Below are 18,988 nucleotides of genomic sequence, written 5' to 3'. Positions count from 1 at the left end.
ACAAATGCGTAAGGAAACTATTTGACTACGTCAAACTGATATCAGGAGGACAGAATGAAAAAACGGATATTATGCATATGGATGACAGCCTTCCTTGTTCTGATGACAGGGTGCAGTGCGCTCAATACGGTGACACAGCTTTCTGTGACTTATGAGGACCATCTGAGCAGGCAGGATGATGAATTAAGGTCAGAGACCCTGGGCGATAACTGGAAGTCCAAGGGAGCTTATGTGGGTGTCGTGTCCAGGGAAGACGCCGACGTACGGCAGTATTCCGGAGTCAAAGAGGCTCTTCTTGTGAATAATACGACAAATGAAGTGATAACAGCACAGAAAGTCTTTGAACAGGCTTATCCGGCCAGTATCACCAAGATTATGACGGCTCTTCTCGTATTGGAAAACTGTAATCTGGATGATGTTGTTACCATCGATCAGGATATTACATTTGATGACCCGGCGGCGGTGAGCATGCACCTAAAAAAGGGTGATAAGATTACTGTGGAGGCACTTTTGAACGGTCTCATTGTCATGTCTGCCAACGATACGGCCATTGCGCTGGGAAGAAAAGTGGCCGGCAGCGATAAAAAGTTTATTGCGATGATGAACAAACGGGCACAGGAATTAGGAGCTACCAACACACATTTTGCCAATCCCAACGGACTGCATTTAAAGAACCATTATACGACTGCATACGATCTGTACCTGATCTTCCAGGAATTAGTAAAACACAATGAGTTTCTTTCTATCGCAGGAAAGGCCAGCAGCAACATTGAATATACCAATCAAAAGAACAAACTCCAGGCATATGATATGTCCACCACCAACCAATACCTGCTGGGCAATTACAATCTTCCCCACAAGGTGTTTATGCTGGGAGGAAAGACAGGTACCACAGGGGAAGCCGGTTCCTGTCTGATCATTCTGACTAAGAATGAGGACGGAGACGAGTTTATCTCTGTGATATTAAAGGCATCCAGCAAACAGACTCTTTATCACACGATGACGGAAGTACTGGAAAAGGAAAATTAAGAGGATGGAACGTTACAACACTTACTCGGCACATTTGAAGAAGAGGTTCGGCGAGAAAGTCTACAAGCTTCCGGTGAACCTTCCGGTAACCTGTCCCAACCGCATGGAGGGCAGAGGCTGCAGCTTCTGCGCCGGTGTGGGAACAGGCTTTGAGGCCATGTCCGAAAAAGTGCCGGTGAGGGACCAGCTTGAGAAGACAAAGCAAAAGATCGGGAAGCGGTATGGGGCCAAGAAGTTCTTAGCTTACTTTCAGAATTATACCAACACATTTCTGCCACTGAAAGATTTTAAAGCTTACGTGCTGGAAGCTCTGGAGGCAGAGGACATCATAGGGGTCTCCGTTTCCACCAGGCCGGACTGCATCCGGGAGGATTACCTGAACTTTCTAAAAGAGGAAGTACAAGACCGGGGATTTGCGGTGACCATAGAGCTGGGACTACAGACCGTCAACTACCATACTCTCAAAGACATCAACAGGGGGCATACCCTGGCGGAGTATCTGAACGCGGTGTTGCTCACAGCGCCGTTCGGTTTTGAGATCTGTACACATGTCATCTTAAATCTTCCGGGAGATACACTTAAAGATGCGGTGGAGACTGCCAGAGTGATCTCGGCTCTGCCGGTGGATGTGATAAAAGCACATTCTCTGTATATTCCGAAGAACTCTGTCATGTATGAAGAATACGGAGAGGGTAAGATATCATTATGTACCAAGGAGGAATACATAGAACGGCTGACTGAATTTGTGGCAAATGTAAGAGAAGATATGGTCATTGAGCGTCTGTTCAGCAGGGTCCCTGAGGATGATGCAGTATTTTCAAACTGGGGAGTGAGCTGGTGGAAGCTGAAAGATCAGTTTGACGAAGAAATGGAACGAAAAGGATATGTCCAAGGATGTAAGTGTAATTATTTAAATGGGGCAGCTTTAAGGCGCTGGAGGATTTAGATGGCTAGAAAAAAATCAAGATGGAATATCGGGACCATTGTTTTTCTTGTCCTGCTGGTCTATGTTATCATTAACGTACTGATCTTTGTGGGCAAAGAAAAACTGACGGTTTACAAAGTGACAGAAGATAAGATTTCAACTACATATTCCCTGACCGGTATCGCCATAAGAAATGAAAAGCTGCTGCAAGCGGAAGACGATGGTTATATTACATATTATACGGAAGAAGGGAAACGGGTTAAAAAGTCCGGAACTCTGTATGTACTGGACAAAAACGGCAAGGTGCAGAAGGAATTTGCCAATCAGGTGGAAGAAATGAAGGGAAAGGGTGATATCCAGGAGAATTCCAGGGTTAAAAACCGGCTTTCTGAGTTTAAATCCATTTACGAGGACAAGGATTTTGAGGATGTCTATGACCTGAAATATGATTTAAAAAATGCAGTTTTGGGTATCAATGAAAAGTCCTTAAAAAAGGTCTTGGAGCAGGTGAAGGAGCAGGTTGGAGACGCAGCTTTTTCCACGAGGAAAAGCACCATCAGCGGCATCGCAAGTTTTTATTCAGATTCCTTTGATGATAAAAAGGCTTCTCAGATCAAGGCAAGTGATTTTGAAAGAGAAAATTATCGGGTGACAAAGCTGAATTCCACAGACAAAGTGAAAAAGGGAGATACCGTATGCCGGGTGACCACCAATGAAAAATGGACTCTGGCGGTGCTGCTGGATGAAGAGCAGTATAAAAGCCTGAAAGGCAGAAAGACGGTGATGGTCAGGTTTGCCGATGACCAGATGAAAGCAGCGGCGGGTGTAAAGACGGAAAAGAAAAAGGACGGTTATTTTGCATATCTGTCACTGGACCAGTATTTGATCCGTTACATCGGCGAACGGTATGTGGATATTGATTTGATCCTGGATACCTATCAGGGCTTAAAGATTCCGGATTCGGCTATTGTCTCAAAACAGTTTTATCAGGTTCCGGCTAAGTATATTTCAAGGGGCAACAACAAAGCCAGTGAGGGCTTTAGTGTGCGTACTACCTCCAAGGACGGTAATGTCAAGGTAGAACAGAAGGAATTTACTATTTATAAGAAGACGAAGAATTACTGCTATCTAGATCCGGAAGAGGTGGAAGAGGGCACAACATTTGAAGCTATGGATGCCGGAGACCGATTTACCGTGGGGGAAATGAAGAATCTCAAAGGAGTTTACTGTACCAATCAGGGTTATGCTGATTTCAGGCCGGTCCAGGTCATTGTAAACAAAGACGGTTATTCCATCGTAAAGACTGATACGCTGGAAGGCATCCGACTTTATGACTTTGTTGTTCTTGACAGTAAAACGATCAAAGAAAACCAGATGATATATTAAAGATAGGAAGTGTTTGTTATGTTAATCGACCAGTATAATGAAGTAAAGGAACGTGTGAGAGCTGCCTGTGAGAGGGCCGGGCGGAATCCGGAAGACGTGACAGTGGTCGCAGTCAGCAAGACAAAACCTCTCTCCATGATCGAGGAACTTAAGGACTGCGGAGTTATGGATTTTGGGGAAAATAAGGTCCAGGAGATCACAAAAAAATATGAACAGATCACGAGTCCAGTCCGTTGGCATATGATCGGCCATTTTCAGACAAATAAAGTAAAATATATCGTGGATAAGGTAGCGCTGGTTCATTCTGTGGATTCTGTGAAGCTGGCCAGGCAGATCAGCAAAGAGGCTGTAAAACATAAGGTAGAGGTCCCTGTTCTGATCCAGGTCAACCTTGCAAAGGAAGAATCCAAGTCCGGATTTTACGAGGAAGAGCTTTATGGGGCGCTGGAAGAAATTTCTAGTCTCCCCGGCATTCAGGTGGAGGGTCTCATGCAGATCGCACCATTCGTGGAAAATCCCCAAGATAACCGAATATATTTCAGACGCATGCGGCAATTATTTGTTGACATCAAAGAGAAAAACTTTGATAATATAGCTATGAACATCCTGTCCATGGGAATGACGAATGATTATGAGGTCGCGGTGGAGGAAGGCTCTACCATGGTACGGGTAGGAACAGGTATTTTTGGGGAAAGAGATTACAGCAAATAGTGGAGGATAGAGAGTATGGGTGCAGTGGATAAGCTGTTGAATTTTATGAAGCTTACAGAAGATGAAGAATATGATGAGTACGATGAATATGAAGAGGAGGAAGAAGAGGATCTGGATACAGAGCGCCGTTCATTCTTCCGCAAAAAAGACACAGTCAAAGAGGAATCCAATGTGATTGAACCGATCGCTTACACAAGCAGAGAAAACAAAGAACCAAAGCCGAGACGCTTTGGAACGGGGAAAGTGGTATCTATGAACGGACACGGAGTAGAAGTTTATGTGATCAAACCTCAGGATTTTGCAGAGGCCCAGACGGCGGCAGACCTTTTAAAAGAAGGAAAGACCGTTGTCATCAACTTAGAAGGCGTGGAGCTTACGGTAGCCCAGAGAAGCATTGATTTTGTGGGCGGAGCGACTTATGCTATTGACGGATCCTTACAGGCTGTTTCAAACAATATCTTTATCGCGGCACCGGACAGTATTGAAGTCAACGGGGATTTAAGAAGTGAGATCATGAATGAAAACATCATCTCCCCGCAATTAAAGTAAGCGATGGATGAGCAGCTGTTTAAAAAACGTTTGGAAGAATTAGCGCAGACTGCATTTATGAATTCGGTGTATACCCATACTCCGTTTCTGTCAGAGAGGGAACAGAGCCTCTTTCACGAGATGAGAAAGGAACTGTCCTTTGCAGATGCCTCACTTTATGGCGGCCATGAAGATTATGACCGCTGTATTGTTGTGTTCGGCTCAAAGGAAATGTTCGGATATGAAGGTGAGATTCCATTGGCCTGTGCCAAAGTCTCGCCTCTTTTTGAAAAATACGCAGAACCCCTGTCACACAGAGATTATCTAGGGGCACTTATGAACCTGGGAATCGAGAGAAGCCAGATCGGAGACATTTTAGTCTCAGGAAAAGAGGCGTACATTTTCTGTTTTGAACATATGGCCGGGTTTCTGTGCCATGAACTTACAAAGGTTAGGAATACTCAAGTAAACACTGCCGTTGTGGATTTTAAAGAGATCCATTATCAGCAGGAGTATATTACAAAAGATGGCTTTGTGTCTTCACCAAGGCTGGATGCGCTTGTTGGGCTGGCTTACGGCCTGTCCAGAAGCAAGGCTCTTTCATTGTTTCAGAGCCAGAAAGTATTTATCCGGGGGAAATTGGAGACAAGGAACAGTTACCAGGCAAAACCAGAAGACGTTATATCTGTCCGTGGATTTGGAAAGTTCCGGTTTTCGGAGCAGGGAAGAGAGACGAAAAAGGGCAGGTACCACGTGAAGCTGCAAATTTATAAATAGGAGGAGACAGATGATTACACCAATCGAGTTATTAGGGAAGGAACTGAAAAGAGGATTTGGCTATAAGGCTATTGAAGTGGATGAGTTCCTGGAGGAAGTGGCCAGAGATTACGAGAAGGTCTACAAGGAGAACAATGAATTAAAAGAGAGGGTTTCCGCTTTGACTGAGAACCTGGATCACTACCGGGTGATCGAAGAATCCTTGAAAAAGGCACTGGTCCTTGCGGAGGAAACTTCCAAGGAAACCATCGCAAACGCAGACAAGGCGGCAAAATCCATGGAAGAACAGGCAGAGATGGAGGCCAGAGAGATCATAGACAAGGCCAGGAGAGAAGCTGAAGATTTTGCACGACAGGCCAGGGAAGCCTTCGATAAAGAGAACCAGCAAAAGCAGGAAGAGATCGATGCTCTGGAAAAACAGATCAATAAATTAAACGGAGATTATGTGTCTTACAAGTCCAGAATGCTGCAGTTTATCAACGGCCAGCTGGATTATCTTAAGAATCCGGTCTATGAACTGGAGATTTCCAAAAAATCAGACAAGGAAGAGACGGAGGCAGCAGTGACAGAGGAGCCTAAATATGATGGAGAAGAATAGTCTGGAAGTCAGGGAACAGGGACAAAAGATATATGACATTTATTTCAGGGATTCCTTTGAGGACCTTATGGAGGCGATGTCCGGTCTGGGTCTGTCCGGACGGAAGGTCTGCATCGTGACAGAGAGTCATGTGGCGCCTTTATATTTAAAAGAGATCTATGATCTTTTAAATCCGGTGTGCGCAAAAGTGACCACCTTCAGTTTCAGCGCGGGGGAGGCCCACAAGCAGTTAAAGACCATCGAACAGTTATATGAGCAGCTGATCCGGAACCATTTTGACCGCAAGGATCTGATCGTAGCTCTTGGCGGCGGTGTCGTTGGAGATATGGCCGGTTTTGCGGCTGCTACCTACTTAAGGGGGATAGATTTTATCCAGATTCCCACAACCCTGCTCTCCCAGGTGGACAGCAGCATCGGCGGCAAGACTGGAGTGGATTTTATCCAGTACAAAAACATGGTTGGGGCATTTCACCAGCCTAAGCTGGTCTACATCAACGTCAACACATTAACGACACTGCTGGACCGTGAGTATGCGTCCGGCATGGCGGAAGTCATCAAGCACGGACTGATCAAAGACCGGGAGTACTATCACTGGATCCGAAACCATCAATCAGAAATACTTTCGAAAGACTCTCAGATCCTGGCGGAAATGATCCTGAAAAGCTGTGATATCAAACGGCGGGTAGTTGAGGTGGATCCGAAAGAGCAGGGGGAAAGAGCATTATTAAACTTTGGCCACACACTGGGCCATGCTGTGGAGACGCTGATGGATTTTTCACTGCTCCACGGAGAGTGCGTAGCCATTGGGTGCCGGCTGGCACTGAAGCTTTCCGGGAAACGAGGTATGATCTCAGAGGAAGAGGTTAAAGAGGCCAATGCTCTGTTTGATGTTTTTCATCTGGACCAGAGGTTTGACCGGCTGACCGCGGAGCAGATCATAGAGACGACGAAGTCCGATAAGAAAATGGCAGGCGGCCATATCCGTTTTATTCTATTAAAGAACATTGGGGAAGCCTGTATTGATCTGACGGTCAGTGACGAAGAAATGATGGAAGTGTTAGAGGAAGAGTTAGAATGAAACATGTGAGAGTATTCATTTCAATTGTTCTGCTTCTGGCCATTGACCAGATGACCAAAGCGGCAGCGGTAGTGTGTCTTTCAGGAAAGGAAGCGATCCCGGTCCTTAAAGATATTTTTGAACTGCAATATGTGGAGAACCGCGGAGCGGCATTTGGAATTCTCCAAAACCAACAGTGGCTGTTTTTTATTATCACTGTGGCGGCAGTGGTTTTGCTGACAGTCGTCTATAAAAAGCTGCCGGCTGAGAAGAAATACCGTCCGCTCCGTCTGTGTTATATCTTTTTATGCGCAGGTGCGGTGGGAAATCTCATTGACAGGGTCGTTAGAGGATTTGTGGTGGATTTCTTTTACTTCAAATTGATTGATTTCCCTGTATTTAATGTGGCCGACATTTATGTGACCGTGTCTATGGCAGTACTGTTCTTTCTTATCTTGGTGTACTACAAGGAAGATGATTTTGCATTTTTAGAAAAAAGGAAACAAGGCTGATGGAACAAAAGAGACAGTTTACAGTTTCAAATCAGGAGACGGGAATCAGGCTGGATGTCTGTCTGGCAGGAAGGTTCCCGGAGTTTACCAGATCCTATCTTCAGAAACTATGCAAGGATTTTGCTGTATCAGTGGAAGGTGCTGTTAAAAAGAGCAATTATAAGGTCAGGGAGGGAGAACAGGTTTCTTTGGACATACCAGAGCCAACGGAACTTTCCATCAAGCCGGAAAAAATGGATTTGGATATCGTATATGAGGACCAGGATATCATTCTTATTAATAAACCAAAAGATATGGTAGTCCATCCGGCCCCTGGGCATTATGAGGGCACCCTGGTCAACGGTCTGATGGAGCATTGCAGAGAGGAGCTTTCCGGAATCAATGGAGTATTGAGGCCTGGCATCGTGCACAGAATCGATAAGGACACTACAGGGATCCTGGTCATCTGTAAAAATGACATGGCCCACCAGTCTCTGGCGAAACAGCTGAAAGACCATACGATCACAAGGCGGTACCACGCCATTGTCTATCACAATATAAAAGAAGATTCGGGAACGGTGGATGCTCCCATCGCAAGAAGCAAAAAGGACCGGAAGAAGATGGCAGTCGACCGGGAGGCAGGAAGGCGAGCGGTCACTCATTACCGGGTCTTAAAACGGCTGAAAGAAGGCTTTACCTATATTGAATGCAGCCTGGAGACGGGAAGGACCCATCAGATCCGGGTGCATATGGCATCCGTCGGCCATCCGCTTTTGGGGGATACTGTCTATGGGCCGAAAAAGTCCAGATACTCACTGGACGGACAGTGCCTTCACGCTAAGGTGCTCGGGTTTATCCATCCGAGGACAGAGGAATACATGGAGTTTGAAGTGCCGCTCCCCGCATATTTTGAGGAGCTTTTAAATCGTTTAGGTTGAAAGAAAGGAAGATCAGCATGGAAATTGGATTTATCGGATGCGGAAACATGGCAAAGGCCATGATTTCAGGAATTCTTGCAAAAGGAACTTTTCAGAAGGACGAGATCATCGCTTCCGGGCCGACAAAAGAGAAAATGGACGGGGTTTCCCAGGAGTTTGGTATAAAGACAACGCTTTATAATATTGAGGCAGCAAAAGATTCCAGGATCCTTGTGTTGTCCGTGAAACCGCAGATGTATGACAAGGTCATCAAGGAGATCCGCGATCATGTCAGCAAAGACCAGCTTGTGGTCACTATTGCGGCAGGGCTTTCCATGGAGTCAGTGGAGAGAAGCTTTGGAAAAGAGACAAAGATCATCCGCACCATGCCGAATACGCCTGCTCTGGTGGGTGAGGGCATGACGGGCATGTGTATGAATCCTTATGTAAAAGAGGAGGAAGCTTGTGAGGTCACAAAGATCTTTGAAAGCTTTGGCAGGGTAGAGATCGTAGATGAGAAGCTGATCGACGCGGTTGTAGGTGTCAGCGGCAGTTCACCAGCTTATGTCTACATGTTCATCGAGGCATTGGCGGATGCGGCAGTACTGGGAGGAATCCCAAGGGAAAAAGCGTATACATTTGCGGCCCAGGCAGTGCTCGGCAGCGCAAAGATGGTTCTTGAGACGAAGGAGCATCCAGGAAAATTAAAAGATGCGGTGTGTTCTCCGGCGGGAACAACCATCGAGGCTGTGAGAATTCTGGAAGAAAAAGGATTAAGAAGCGCAGTGATCGAAGCTGCCAACGCAGCTGTGGAAGTCAGCAAAAAAATGGGATGAGTCTTTACAATAGAATTTTTGTATGATATACTCATCAAGTTGACCGGTACTCAGATTTCGGAGCTCTCCGACCAAGTCTTAGTATCTGGCGGCTAATATATTTCAAGGAGGAAACAAAATGATTTCATCAGAAAAGAAAAAACAGATCGTTGCAGATTTCGGAAGGGATGCCAATGACACTGGTTCACCGGAAGTACAGATCGCGATTCTTACTGCACGGATTGAAGAACTTCAGGAGCATTTTGACATGCACAAGAAGGATCATCATTCCAGAAGAGGTCTTTTAAAGATGGTAGGTAAGAGACGTAATCTTTTAGCATACTTAAAAAATAAGGATGTTGCAAGATACCGTGCACTGATCGAGAGACTCGGACTGAGAAAATAGCCGAATTATGGGGACAGGAATTGAAATTCCTGTCTTCTTTTTTTGGTATAGTTATGATACAATAAAAAAGTTGTAAAAGACGTATTCCGAGACTACTAAGGAGTCTACAGCCAGCTGCACAGAGCACATCCACTTGTATGCTGTGGACCGCTTAGTTGTTTCGGCGTCTTTTAAATAAGATTTTAAGGAGAAATTAAACATGGTAAAAGAATTTAGTATGGATCTTGCAGGACGGAAATTGACCGTAGAGGTAGGCCGCGTGGCGGCTCAGGCAAATGGTGCGGCATTTATGCACTATGGAGATACCGTGGTCCTTTCCACAGCTACAGCATCCGACAAACCAAGGGACGGAATTGACTTCTTCCCATTGAGCGTAGAGTACGAAGAGAAACAGTACGCTGTAGGTAAGATCCCGGGAGGGTTTTTAAAGAGAGAGGCAAGGCCTTCTGAAAACGCGATCCTCACAGACCGTGTGATCGACCGCCCGATGCGTCCCCTGTTCCCGAAAGATTACAGAAATGATGTCCTGCTGGACAACCTTGTGATGTCTGTGGATCCGGACTGCAGCCCGGAACTTACCGCAATGCTTGGATCTGCCATCGCAACCTGTATTTCTGACATTCCATTTGACGGACCGACGGCGTCCACTATGGTGGGACTGATCGACGGCGAGTTCATTATCAATCCAACCGCGGCACAAAAGGAAGAGTCTGAGATGGCACTGACCGTAGCCTCCACAAGAGACAAAGTCATCATGATCGAAGCCGGTGCCAACGAAGTACCGGAGGATGTGATGATCCAGGCAATCTTCAAAGCACATGAGGTGAACAAGGAGATCATCGCTTTTATCGATACCATCGTAGCAGAGTGTGGCAAAGAAAAGCATGAATACGAGCATCATGAAATCGACCAGGAAATGTACGATGACATGGTTTCCTTCATCACACCAGAAGCTATGGAAGAAGCAGTCTTTACCGACGAAAAGCAGGTGAGAGAAGAAAATATCCGCGCTATTGAAGAAAAGCTGGCTGAGCGTTATGCTGATAAGGAAGAGTGGCTTTCCCAGGTAGGAGAAGCAGTATATGCTTTCCAGAAAAAGACCGTGAGAAAGATGATCTTAAAGGACAAAAAACGTCCAGACGGAAGAGATATCACAGAGATCCGCCATCTTGCAGCAGAGGTGGACTGTCTTCCTAGAGTTCACGGTTCTGCCTTGTTCCAGAGAGGTCAGACACAGGTTATGACAGTGACGACACTGGGCTCCCTTTCAGAGGCTCAGAGACTGGACGGTATGGATCAGGAAGAGACCAGCAAACGTTATATGCACCACTATAATTTCCCGTCTTACTCAGTGGGAGAGACCAGACCGAGCAGAGGCCCTGGAAGAAGAGAGATTGGACACGGAGCGCTGGCTGAACGTGCTTTGATTCCTGTCCTTCCTACAGAAGACGAGTTTCCATATGCAATCCGTACAGTATCCGAGATCATGGAGTCCAATGGATCTACATCCCAGGGAAGTATCTGTGCATCCTCTCTGTCCCTGATGGCGGCAGGTGTTCCGGTCAAAGCGCCGGTAGCAGGTATTTCTGTAGGATTAGTCACAGGAGACAGTGATGACGATTATCTGATCCTCACAGATATCCAGGGACTGGAAGATTTCTTCGGAGACATGGACTTTAAAGTGGCAGGAACAGACAAGGGTATCACGGCCATCCAGATGGATATCAAAATCCACGGACTGACAGACCAGATCATTCGTGAAGCCATTGCGAGAACAAAAGAGGCAAGAACTTATATCCTTCACGAAGTTATGAATCCGGTTATCGGAACTGCAAGAGATCACGTAGGCAAGTATGCGCCTAAGATCTCCCAGTACACCATCGACCCTGAGAAGATTTCTGAAGTTATCGGAAAACAGGGCAAGACTATTAACGCTATCATTGATGAGACCGGCGTTAAGATCGATATCGATGAATCCGGAAGAGTTGACATCTTAAGTGAAGATCAGGAAATGATCGATAAAGCCATCGGTATCATCAAATCTATCGTAGAACCGCTGAACGTGGGAGATATCTACGAAGGTGAAGTTGTCAGGATCATGCAGTTCGGTGCCTTTGTACAGGTTTCACCAAATAAGGACGGACTGATTCATATTTCCAAACTTGCCAAGGAACGTGTGGAAAAGGTAGAGGATGTGGTTAACATCGGAGACCGTGTTGCTGTCAAGGTTCTGGAAATCGACAAAATGGGAAGAATCAACTTAAAACTGGAAGAAAAATTATCATAGGGAAGAGTATGAGACGAAAAGCACAAGTGTTTGGCATCCTGGCAGTATTTGCCGCTGTGGTGGCTTTTACAGGATGTGCAAAGAAAAAGTCAGATGATGTAAAGCGGATCGGGATTCTGCAGCTGGTAGAGCACGATGCGTTGAATGATGCCAGAAAAGGGTTCATTGACGGTCTCAAAGAAGACGGATACGTGGACGGCAAAAATATAGAGATCCAGTATAAAAATGCCCAGAATGACCAGTCTAACTGCCAGACCATCGCCTCCCAGTTTGTTGGGAGCCGGTGTGATCTGGTGCTGGCCATCGCAACACCGGCAGCGCAGGCCATGGCCACGGAGACAAAGGATATTCCGATCCTGGCTACGGCTGTGACGGATCATCAGGCCTCCAAACTGGTGAAGGATAACAAGAAGCCGGGGACAAATGTGTCCGGCACTTCAGACATGGCTCCGGTGAAGGACCAGATCGGATTGATCAAGAAATTGGTGCCTAAGGCAGAGAAAGTGGCGTTCCTCTATTGTTCTGCAGAGGCCAATTCGGTTTTACAGGTAAAACAGGCCAGGACAGCCGCAGAGGCAGCGGGCTTTCAGACTATGGATGCTACGGTGTCAGAATCCAGCGAGATCCGGCAGGTTGTTGAATCATTAAAAGGCAAAGCGGATGTTATCTACGTCCCGACGGATAATATCATATCCGCCAGCATGAATACGGTTTCTATGGTCGCCAATGAAGATAAGATCCCTGTGATCGTTGGTGAAGAAGCCCTCTGTACGGGAGGCGGGCTTGCCACATACGGTATCAATTATTACCGGCTTGGCAAGCAGACTGCAAAGCAGGCGGAGGAGATACTGGAAGGCAGGAAAGAGGTCTCTGAGATGCCGGTAGGCTATCAGAACCAATATGATCTGATCATCAACGAGGACCAGGTAAAGAAACTTGGAATCCAGATTCCTAAAGAGTTAAAAGAGAAAGCAAAGTTTGTGAAAACACAAAATAAAAGCAAATAAAAAAGTGGGCCTGCCCACTTTTTTATTTGCTTTTAAGAAGAACCGTATTTCGGAAAGTGCTTTGCTTGACATTGGGAATCGGCAGTGATATAATTTAGCACATAAAAGCGCTGAAGTGCCGGCGTAACCATAAGGACGGAGGAAAGAGTTATGAGAATGAAAAAAGTAATGGCAGTAGGCCTTGCAGCCGTGATGAGTGCAGCAGTACTCTCTGGATGCGGAGGAGGAGACAAGAAGGGCAGTGCAGAGAAAGAACAGAAGAAAGTCGGAGTCGTACAGCTGACAGAGCATGCGGCGTTAGATGCTGCATACAAGGGCTTTAAGGAAGGCCTTGAGGAGGCAGGATACAAAGACGGGGATAAGATCAAGATTGAATATAAAAATGCCCAGAATGAACAGTCCAACTGTCAGACCATCGCGTCCCAGTTTGTCAGTGACAAGTGTGATCTGGTGCTGGCTATCGCAACACCGGCAGCGCAGGCTATGGCCAATGAGACAAAGGATATTCCGATCCTGGTAACGGCGGTGACCGATCCAGCGGCATCCAAGCTTGTAAAGAGCAACAAAGAGCCTGGAAATAATGTTTCCGGAACTTCTGACCTGACACCTGTGAAAAAGCAGATGGAGCTGTTAAAACAGATGCTTCCGAAGACTAAGAAGGTGGCGATGTTATATTGTTCAGCAGAGGCTAACTCTAAGATTCAGATCGCTATGGCAAAGAAAGAAGCAAAGAAATTAGGATTTGAGACAGTGGATGCGACCGTATCTGAATCCAGTGAGATCCGTCAGGTGGTAGAATCCCTCAAAGGAAAAGTTGATGCGATCTATGCACCGACCGACAATCTGATCGCAGCCGGAATGAATACCGTTTCCATGGTAGCAAATGAAGCCAAGATCCCTGTTATTGTAGGGGAAGAAGGCATGTGTACCGGCGGAGGACTTGCTACATACGGAATCAATTACTATGAACTCGGAAAACAGACAGCAGCACAGGCAGTGAAGATTCTGGAAGGCAAAGCAGAGCCTAAGACGATGCCAATTGAATATCAGACAAATGCGGACCTGATCATCAACAAAGATACTGTGAAGAAGCTGGGAATTAAAGTTCCGAAAGATTTAGAGAAAAAAGCCAAGATGGTGACAACGATCACGGAAAAGAAAAAATAAGTGGAATGTGCAAAGCAAAACTGTCTTCTTTCATTCATTTGAAAGAGGACAGTTTTTTGTTCCATAGGAAGGTTCACTGAACTTTACTGGTGCAAAGTCTTAAATCGTGGTATAATAAATTCTCGTGGACAGTAAAGTAAGAAAAGGAGAAAAGAAGAATGGATTTAGCAGTTAACATGCAAAGTGCGATTGCCCAGGGGACACTTTGGGGGATCATGGCGCTTGGTGTCTATATTACATTCAGGATACTGGATATTCCGGATTTGTCTTGTGAGGGTACCTTTGCCCTCGGAGGCTGCATCAGCGCAGTTATGATCGTAAAAGGGGTGAACCCCTTTGTTTCACTTATCATCGCACTGGCAGCAGGTATGGCGGCAGGGGCAGTCACCGGGTTTTTACATACAAAGTTAAAGATTCCCGCGATACTGGCAGGTATTTTAACGATGATCGCCCTGTACTCGGTCAACATACGGATCATGGGGCAGCCGAATACCTCCCTGCTGGGAGAGGACACGGCATTTACCCAGGCGATCGACGCACTGAAGCTGGACCAGACAATGGCGACTCTGCTCGTGGGGGCTGTCATCAGTATTTTTGTAGTGTTATGTATCTACTGGTTCTGCGGTACCGAGATCGGATGTGCCCTGAGAGCAACGGGAAATAACGAATACATGGTACGGGCTTTGGGAGCCAATACCAATACATCCAAGGTGATCGGCCTTGTCATTTCCAACGGAATGATCTCTGTATCTGGTGCACTGGTGGGACAAAGCCAGGGATACGGCGACATCAAGATGGGAACCGGAGCGATTGTCATCGGTCTGGCATCCATCGTCATAGGGGAAGTGATCTTCGGCAAGCGTTTTAATTTCATGTATATTTTAGCCTCCGTTGTATTCGGATCTATCATTTACCGTATGATTATTTCGCTTGTACTTTATATGGGCCTGAGCACGGACGATATGAAGCTGTTTACGGCATTAGTCGTAGCACTGGCTCTGGGAATCCCTGCGATCAAGGCAAGGTATTCCCAAAAAAGAATTCCTGGAAAAGGAGGGAATACCACATGCTAAACATCATCGATGTGCATAAGACATTTAATAGAGGGACAGTCAATGAGAAGAAGGCTCTGGATGGGATCAATCTTCATCTGAATCCGGGAGATTTTGTCACTGTGATCGGAGGCAACGGGGCTGGAAAGTCAACAATGCTGAATATGATCGCCGGTGTGTATCCCATTGACCAGGGAACGATCCTTTTGGACGGCAAGGATATCTCCGATCTGCCGGAACACAAACGGGCTTATATGCTGGGGCGCGTGTTCCAGGATCCTATGATGGGAACCGCAGCCGGTATGGAGATTCAGGAAAATATGGCTATGGCCCACCGCCGGGGAAAAAACAGGAGCCTGCGCTGGGGTATTACGAAAAGTGAAAAGAAGCTGTATAAAGAAAAGTTAGCAATGCTGGACTTAGGACTGGAGGACCGTCTCACATCTAAAGTCGGCCTTCTGTCAGGGGGACAGCGGCAGGCCCTGACACTGCTCATGGCAACACTGAACAAGCCGAGCCTTTTGCTTTTAGACGAGCACACGGCGGCCCTGGATCCGAAGACTGCAAAAAAGGTGCTTGAACTTACGGAAAAGATCATCGCAAGAGATTCTCTGACAGCCATGATGGTAACCCACAACATGAAAGATGCCATCCGTATCGGAAATCGGCTGATCATGATGAACAGCGGAAGGATCATCTACGATGTCTCCGGGGAAGAAAAGAAGAATCTGAAGGTTCCGGATCTGCTGCAGAAGTTTGAGGAAACCAGCGGGGAAGACTTTGCAAATGACAGAATGTTGTTATCATAGGAGGAATACAGGAATATGAGCGATTATAAAATTGAGACAAAATGCATCCAGTCCGGATGGGAGCCAAAAAAAGGGGAGCCGAGAGTTGTACCGGTTTATCAGAGCACCACATTTAAGTATGATACAAGCGACCAGATGGGGCGTCTTTTTGACTTAGAAGATGCAGGGTATTTTTATACAAGACTTCAGAATCCGACCAACGACGCAGTGGCGGCCAAAATCTGCGACCTGGAAGGAGGAGTGGCGGCGATGCTTACTTCATCCGGTCAGGCAGCTAACTTCTATGCCATCATGAACATTGCGGAGGCAGGAGACCATATTATCTGTACAACAGCTCTCTATGGGGGAACTTTTAATCTGTTTGCGCATACACTGAGAAAAATGGGTGTGGAAGCGACATTTGTGGATCCAGAGGTCAGCGAAGAAGTATTAAATGCAGCCTTCAGAGAAAATACAAAAGCAGTGTTCGGAGAAACGATTTCTAATCCTTCACTGGTAGTCTTGGATTTTGAAAAGTTTTCAAAAGCGGCCCATGCACACGGAGTGCCGCTGATTGTGGACAATACGTTTGCGACACCGATTAACTGCCGCCCGTTTGAATGGGGGGTAGACATTGTGACACATTCCACAACGAAGTATATGGACGGGCATGCAGTATGCGTAGGCGGAGCCATCGTTGACAGCGGAAATTTTGACTGGGATGCCCATAAAGATAAGTTTTCATGCTTGACCCAGCCGGACGAAACCTATCACGGTGTTGTCTACACAGAACGATTCGGAAAAGGGGCTTACATTACAAAAGCCACTGTACAGCTGATGCGTGATCTGGGATCAATTCAGTCACCCCAGAACGCATTTTACTTAAATATTGGCCTGGAGACATTACATCTCAGAGTAGCAAGGCATTGTGAAAATGCCAAAGCTGTGGCTTCATGGCTCAGGGACAATGACAAGGTTGCCTGGGTACACTGCCCAATGCTGGAAGGGGACCAGTATTATGAGAGAGCTCAAAAATACATGCCGAACGGCGCATGTGGTGTTCTTACCTTTGGGCTGAAGGGCGGCCGTGAGGCTTCTATCAAGATGATGGACAGCTTAAAGCTGATCGCCATTGTAACACATGTGGCGGATTCCAGAAGCTGTGTTCTTCATCCGGCAAGCCATACCCACCGTCAGATGAACGACCAGGAATTACTGGAAGCCGGAGTGCAGCCGGATCTGATCCGTTTCAGCGTGGGAATTGAAAACGCTGAGGATATCATTGCAGACCTTGACCAGGCACTGCAGCAGATTGGATAAAGATAAATAACATGACATGTTCCATATGATTTTCGTTCAGCTCTTAGAATGTCTCACTCCAATCATGTAGAACATGGGCGTAATGTCTGCTAAATTAGCATGGCTAAACAGAAGCTGCCATCTTACGATAGTTTTTCTTCGATGTCGGGTGGATGAGCTTTGCACAACAAGATACAGATAATGTCCGGGACTTTAGGGAGAGAGTTCCGGGCATTTTTTTCGCCAGATACAATCCTAAGGTTGCCCACAAAGCCCCTTGTTATCATGCTAACTTTGCTCATGAAGCTTTTAAATGCAAGAAAGGAGACAAAGTGACTGAGTAGTGATTGACTTTTCATATCCAGTCTGATCAGATTTTACATTCTTTTTATGTCTATATGTAGGAATTGCATAAAATCTATTGACCCTCACGTTACGTGATAGAATATGATGAATTTATCAAGAAAAGGAGGTAGTAATCAATGAAAACAGTAAAGGAAGTGTCCCAGCTTACTGGGATCAGTGTGCGCACGCTTCGCTATTATGATGAGATCGGGCTGTTAAAACCTACTAAGACCAGCATGGCAGGTTACCGGCTTTATGACGATAAAGCACTGGAAACGCTACAGCAGATTCTTTTTTTCAGAGAATTTGATATGCCTCTGAAAGAGATAAAAGCTTTGATGCAGAATCCTGATCTTGATAAGAAGCAATTGCTGAACGACCAAAAAAAGATCTTGATCTTAAAAAAAGAAAGATTCGAGCGGATCATCGCAAGCATTGATGAAATTCTGAAAGGAGAAAACAAGATGGACTTTGAAGTTTTCAGTAAAAAAGAGATTGAAGAGATGTACAGCTCAATGATAGACAATATGTCCGACGAACAAAAAGATATTTTTATCAAACAGTATGGAAGTATGGGAAAATTCGAGGAGCATTTTATGGAAAGTGCGTCCAGTGAACAGGCGCAGAGAAATTATGCAAAGGTCGTTGAATGGTATGGAGACAAAGAAAGCGCCCTGGAAGCATCCATGAATCCGGACAATTCTAAGATCATACAGGCATACTCCAACCGGTATGACGCTGTTATTAAAAAATTGGCGGCAAAAGTCGGCATTGATGTGAACTCATTTGAGGTAAAGCAGATCGTGGGTGAACTGGATTTTGTATCAAAGCAGCTTTACCAAATGAAAGACATGTCCGCATTTATGCTGGAGATGGCAGAAAAATATCAAGAAGATGTAGAGATGCAGAAACGGCTGAATGAGATTTATGGACAGGGAACAACAGTGTTTATCGGACAGGCGCTGGAAGCGTTTTATCAACACTAAATTCTTTGGATAGAGAATGAGATTTTGGTAATATATATTATCAGAAGCTTAAATCTATAGGGGGTCCATTTATGGAAACAAAATTAAAGAATATGAGAAAGTCCGAAATACTGCAGTTGAAAGACGAAGTACAGTACCAGAACGGACAGGTAGTCAGTAAAACCCTGGCACAAAACCACTCCATAAGTCTGACGTTGTTTGCTTTTGAAAAGGGAGAAGAGATCAGTACGCACGAATCTGGCGGGGATGCGCTGGTGACAGTTTTGGAAGGCACAGGAAGATTTACGGTCGCTGGAGAGGAATATGTTTTAAAGCAGGGAGAAAGCATTGTCATGCCGGCAGGTATTCCTCACGCAGTTTTTGGACAGGAACGGTTTAAGATGTTTTTAACTGTTGTATTTTAGAAGACGGTTCGAA

The 18,988-nt window shown here is 45.8% G+C and carries 20 protein-coding genes; all 20 read left to right on the top strand.

Translation table 11 applies throughout. The features are described from left to right. Positions 1-54: 54 nt before the first annotated feature. The 20 genes from AR1Y2_RS11455 (at position 55) to AR1Y2_RS11360 (ending at position 18,975) form a co-directional block, all read left to right on the top strand. The gene (locus AR1Y2_RS11455; protein ID WP_243118738.1) at positions 55-1,029 is read left to right on the top strand and encodes a D-alanyl-D-alanine carboxypeptidase family protein; all 975 of its coding nucleotides are present in this window, start codon (positions 55-57) and stop codon (positions 1,027-1,029) included. A 4-nt stretch (positions 1,030-1,033) separates the two neighbouring features. Beyond that, positions 1,034-1,975 (top strand): TIGR01212 family radical SAM protein, encoded by a 942-nt coding sequence (locus AR1Y2_RS11450; protein WP_137329071.1) that lies wholly within the window; start codon positions 1,034-1,036, stop codon positions 1,973-1,975. After that, on the top strand, positions 1,976-3,340 hold the full coding sequence (locus tag AR1Y2_RS11445; RefSeq protein WP_137329070.1) for an HlyD family efflux transporter periplasmic adaptor subunit: 1,365 nt from the start codon (positions 1,976-1,978) through the stop codon (positions 3,338-3,340). A gap of 18 nt (positions 3,341-3,358) precedes the next feature. Next, entirely contained in the window at positions 3,359-4,051 is a 693-nt protein-coding gene (locus tag AR1Y2_RS11440; RefSeq protein ID WP_137329069.1) for a YggS family pyridoxal phosphate-dependent enzyme, read from the top strand. A gap of 15 nt (positions 4,052-4,066) precedes the next feature. Further along, complete coding sequence (locus AR1Y2_RS11435; RefSeq protein WP_137329068.1) at positions 4,067-4,600, top strand: cell division protein SepF; 534 nt, start codon at positions 4,067-4,069, stop codon at positions 4,598-4,600. Positions 4,601-4,603: 3 nt separating this feature from the next. Continuing rightward, complete coding sequence (locus AR1Y2_RS11430) at positions 4,604-5,356, top strand: YlmH family RNA-binding protein (protein ID WP_137329067.1); 753 nt, start codon at positions 4,604-4,606, stop codon at positions 5,354-5,356. A 10-nt stretch (positions 5,357-5,366) separates the two neighbouring features. Then, a complete protein-coding gene (locus AR1Y2_RS11425) occupies positions 5,367-5,954 on the top strand; it encodes a DivIVA domain-containing protein (protein WP_137329066.1) in 588 nt (195 codons plus the stop codon). After that, positions 5,941-7,032: a 3-dehydroquinate synthase gene (gene aroB / locus AR1Y2_RS11420; RefSeq protein WP_137330260.1), complete on the top strand. Its 1,092-nt coding sequence runs from the start codon at positions 5,941-5,943 to the stop codon at positions 7,030-7,032. The genes AR1Y2_RS11425 and aroB overlap by 14 nt, the downstream gene beginning before the upstream one ends. Next, complete coding sequence (lspA, locus tag AR1Y2_RS11415; RefSeq protein WP_137329065.1) at positions 7,029-7,523, top strand: signal peptidase II; 495 nt, start codon at positions 7,029-7,031, stop codon at positions 7,521-7,523. Before aroB ends, lspA begins: the two co-directional genes overlap by 4 nt. Continuing rightward, entirely contained in the window at positions 7,523-8,440 is a 918-nt protein-coding gene (locus AR1Y2_RS11410; protein ID WP_137329064.1) for an RluA family pseudouridine synthase, read from the top strand. Before lspA ends, AR1Y2_RS11410 begins: the two co-directional genes overlap by 1 nt. 17 nt (positions 8,441-8,457) lie before the next feature. Continuing rightward, positions 8,458-9,255 carry a pyrroline-5-carboxylate reductase gene (proC, locus tag AR1Y2_RS11405; protein ID WP_137329063.1) on the top strand — a complete coding sequence of 266 codons (798 nt, stop codon included), beginning with the start codon at positions 8,458-8,460 and terminating at the stop codon, positions 9,253-9,255. Between the two features lie 118 nt (positions 9,256-9,373). Then, complete coding sequence (gene rpsO / locus AR1Y2_RS11400) at positions 9,374-9,640, top strand: 30S ribosomal protein S15 (protein ID WP_137329062.1); 267 nt, start codon at positions 9,374-9,376, stop codon at positions 9,638-9,640. Positions 9,641-9,839: 199 nt separating this feature from the next. Next, positions 9,840-11,927, top strand: a complete 2,088-nt coding sequence (locus AR1Y2_RS11395; RefSeq protein WP_137329061.1) for a polyribonucleotide nucleotidyltransferase — start codon at positions 9,840-9,842, stop codon at positions 11,925-11,927. An 8-nt stretch (positions 11,928-11,935) separates the two neighbouring features. Further along, a complete protein-coding gene (locus tag AR1Y2_RS11390; RefSeq protein ID WP_137329060.1) occupies positions 11,936-12,934 on the top strand; it encodes an ABC transporter substrate-binding protein in 999 nt (332 codons plus the stop codon). A gap of 150 nt (positions 12,935-13,084) precedes the next feature. Then, complete coding sequence (locus tag AR1Y2_RS11385) at positions 13,085-14,101, top strand: ABC transporter substrate-binding protein (RefSeq protein WP_137329059.1); 1,017 nt, start codon at positions 13,085-13,087, stop codon at positions 14,099-14,101. A 158-nt stretch (positions 14,102-14,259) separates the two neighbouring features. Beyond that, positions 14,260-15,174, top strand: coding sequence for an ABC transporter permease (locus tag AR1Y2_RS11380; RefSeq protein WP_137329058.1), 915 nt, complete (start codon positions 14,260-14,262; stop codon positions 15,172-15,174). Further along, a complete protein-coding gene (locus AR1Y2_RS11375; RefSeq protein ID WP_137329057.1) occupies positions 15,168-15,962 on the top strand; it encodes an ABC transporter ATP-binding protein in 795 nt (264 codons plus the stop codon). Before AR1Y2_RS11380 ends, AR1Y2_RS11375 begins: the two co-directional genes overlap by 7 nt. A gap of 15 nt (positions 15,963-15,977) precedes the next feature. Next, positions 15,978-17,261 carry an O-acetylhomoserine aminocarboxypropyltransferase/cysteine synthase family protein gene (locus tag AR1Y2_RS11370; protein WP_137329056.1) on the top strand — a complete coding sequence of 428 codons (1,284 nt, stop codon included), beginning with the start codon at positions 15,978-15,980 and terminating at the stop codon, positions 17,259-17,261. 461 nt (positions 17,262-17,722) lie between these two features. Then, positions 17,723-18,571 carry a MerR family transcriptional regulator gene (locus AR1Y2_RS11365; RefSeq protein WP_137329055.1) on the top strand — a complete coding sequence of 283 codons (849 nt, stop codon included), beginning with the start codon at positions 17,723-17,725 and terminating at the stop codon, positions 18,569-18,571. 71 nt (positions 18,572-18,642) lie between these two features. Continuing rightward, complete coding sequence (locus tag AR1Y2_RS11360) at positions 18,643-18,975, top strand: cupin domain-containing protein (protein WP_137329054.1); 333 nt, start codon at positions 18,643-18,645, stop codon at positions 18,973-18,975. The last annotated feature ends 13 nt before the right edge of the window (positions 18,976-18,988 follow it).

It is taken from the genome of Anaerostipes rhamnosivorans (genome assembly GCF_005280655.1).
GTDB lineage: Bacteria > Bacillota > Clostridia > Lachnospirales > Lachnospiraceae > Anaerostipes > Anaerostipes rhamnosivorans.
This window is presented reverse-complemented; position numbering and strand designations above follow the sequence as displayed.

Coding starts and splice junctions, on each gene's coding strand:
- AR1Y2_RS11385 (WP_137329059.1), top strand. CDS start 13,085: ATGAGAATGAAAAAAGTAATGGCAGTAGGCCTTGCAGCCGTGATGAGT.
- proC (WP_137329063.1), top strand. CDS start 8,458: ATGGAAATTGGATTTATCGGATGCGGAAACATGGCAAAGGCCATGATT.
- AR1Y2_RS11380 (WP_137329058.1), top strand. CDS start 14,260: ATGGATTTAGCAGTTAACATGCAAAGTGCGATTGCCCAGGGGACACTT.
- AR1Y2_RS11375 (WP_137329057.1), top strand. CDS start 15,168: ATGCTAAACATCATCGATGTGCATAAGACATTTAATAGAGGGACAGTC.
- AR1Y2_RS11445 (WP_137329070.1), top strand. CDS start 1,976: ATGGCTAGAAAAAAATCAAGATGGAATATCGGGACCATTGTTTTTCTT.
- AR1Y2_RS11395 (WP_137329061.1), top strand. CDS start 9,840: ATGGTAAAAGAATTTAGTATGGATCTTGCAGGACGGAAATTGACCGTA.
- AR1Y2_RS11450 (WP_137329071.1), top strand. CDS start 1,034: ATGGAACGTTACAACACTTACTCGGCACATTTGAAGAAGAGGTTCGGC.
- AR1Y2_RS11455 (WP_243118738.1), top strand. CDS start 55: ATGAAAAAACGGATATTATGCATATGGATGACAGCCTTCCTTGTTCTG.
- AR1Y2_RS11365 (WP_137329055.1), top strand. CDS start 17,723: ATGAAAACAGTAAAGGAAGTGTCCCAGCTTACTGGGATCAGTGTGCGC.
- AR1Y2_RS11410 (WP_137329064.1), top strand. CDS start 7,523: ATGGAACAAAAGAGACAGTTTACAGTTTCAAATCAGGAGACGGGAATC.
- AR1Y2_RS11435 (WP_137329068.1), top strand. CDS start 4,067: ATGGGTGCAGTGGATAAGCTGTTGAATTTTATGAAGCTTACAGAAGAT.
- rpsO (WP_137329062.1), top strand. CDS start 9,374: ATGATTTCATCAGAAAAGAAAAAACAGATCGTTGCAGATTTCGGAAGG.
- AR1Y2_RS11430 (WP_137329067.1), top strand. CDS start 4,604: ATGGATGAGCAGCTGTTTAAAAAACGTTTGGAAGAATTAGCGCAGACT.
- AR1Y2_RS11360 (WP_137329054.1), top strand. CDS start 18,643: ATGGAAACAAAATTAAAGAATATGAGAAAGTCCGAAATACTGCAGTTG.
- AR1Y2_RS11370 (WP_137329056.1), top strand. CDS start 15,978: ATGAGCGATTATAAAATTGAGACAAAATGCATCCAGTCCGGATGGGAG.
- aroB (WP_137330260.1), top strand. CDS start 5,941: ATGGAGAAGAATAGTCTGGAAGTCAGGGAACAGGGACAAAAGATATAT.
- AR1Y2_RS11425 (WP_137329066.1), top strand. CDS start 5,367: ATGATTACACCAATCGAGTTATTAGGGAAGGAACTGAAAAGAGGATTT.
- AR1Y2_RS11390 (WP_137329060.1), top strand. CDS start 11,936: ATGAGACGAAAAGCACAAGTGTTTGGCATCCTGGCAGTATTTGCCGCT.
- AR1Y2_RS11440 (WP_137329069.1), top strand. CDS start 3,359: ATGTTAATCGACCAGTATAATGAAGTAAAGGAACGTGTGAGAGCTGCC.
- lspA (WP_137329065.1), top strand. CDS start 7,029: ATGAAACATGTGAGAGTATTCATTTCAATTGTTCTGCTTCTGGCCATT.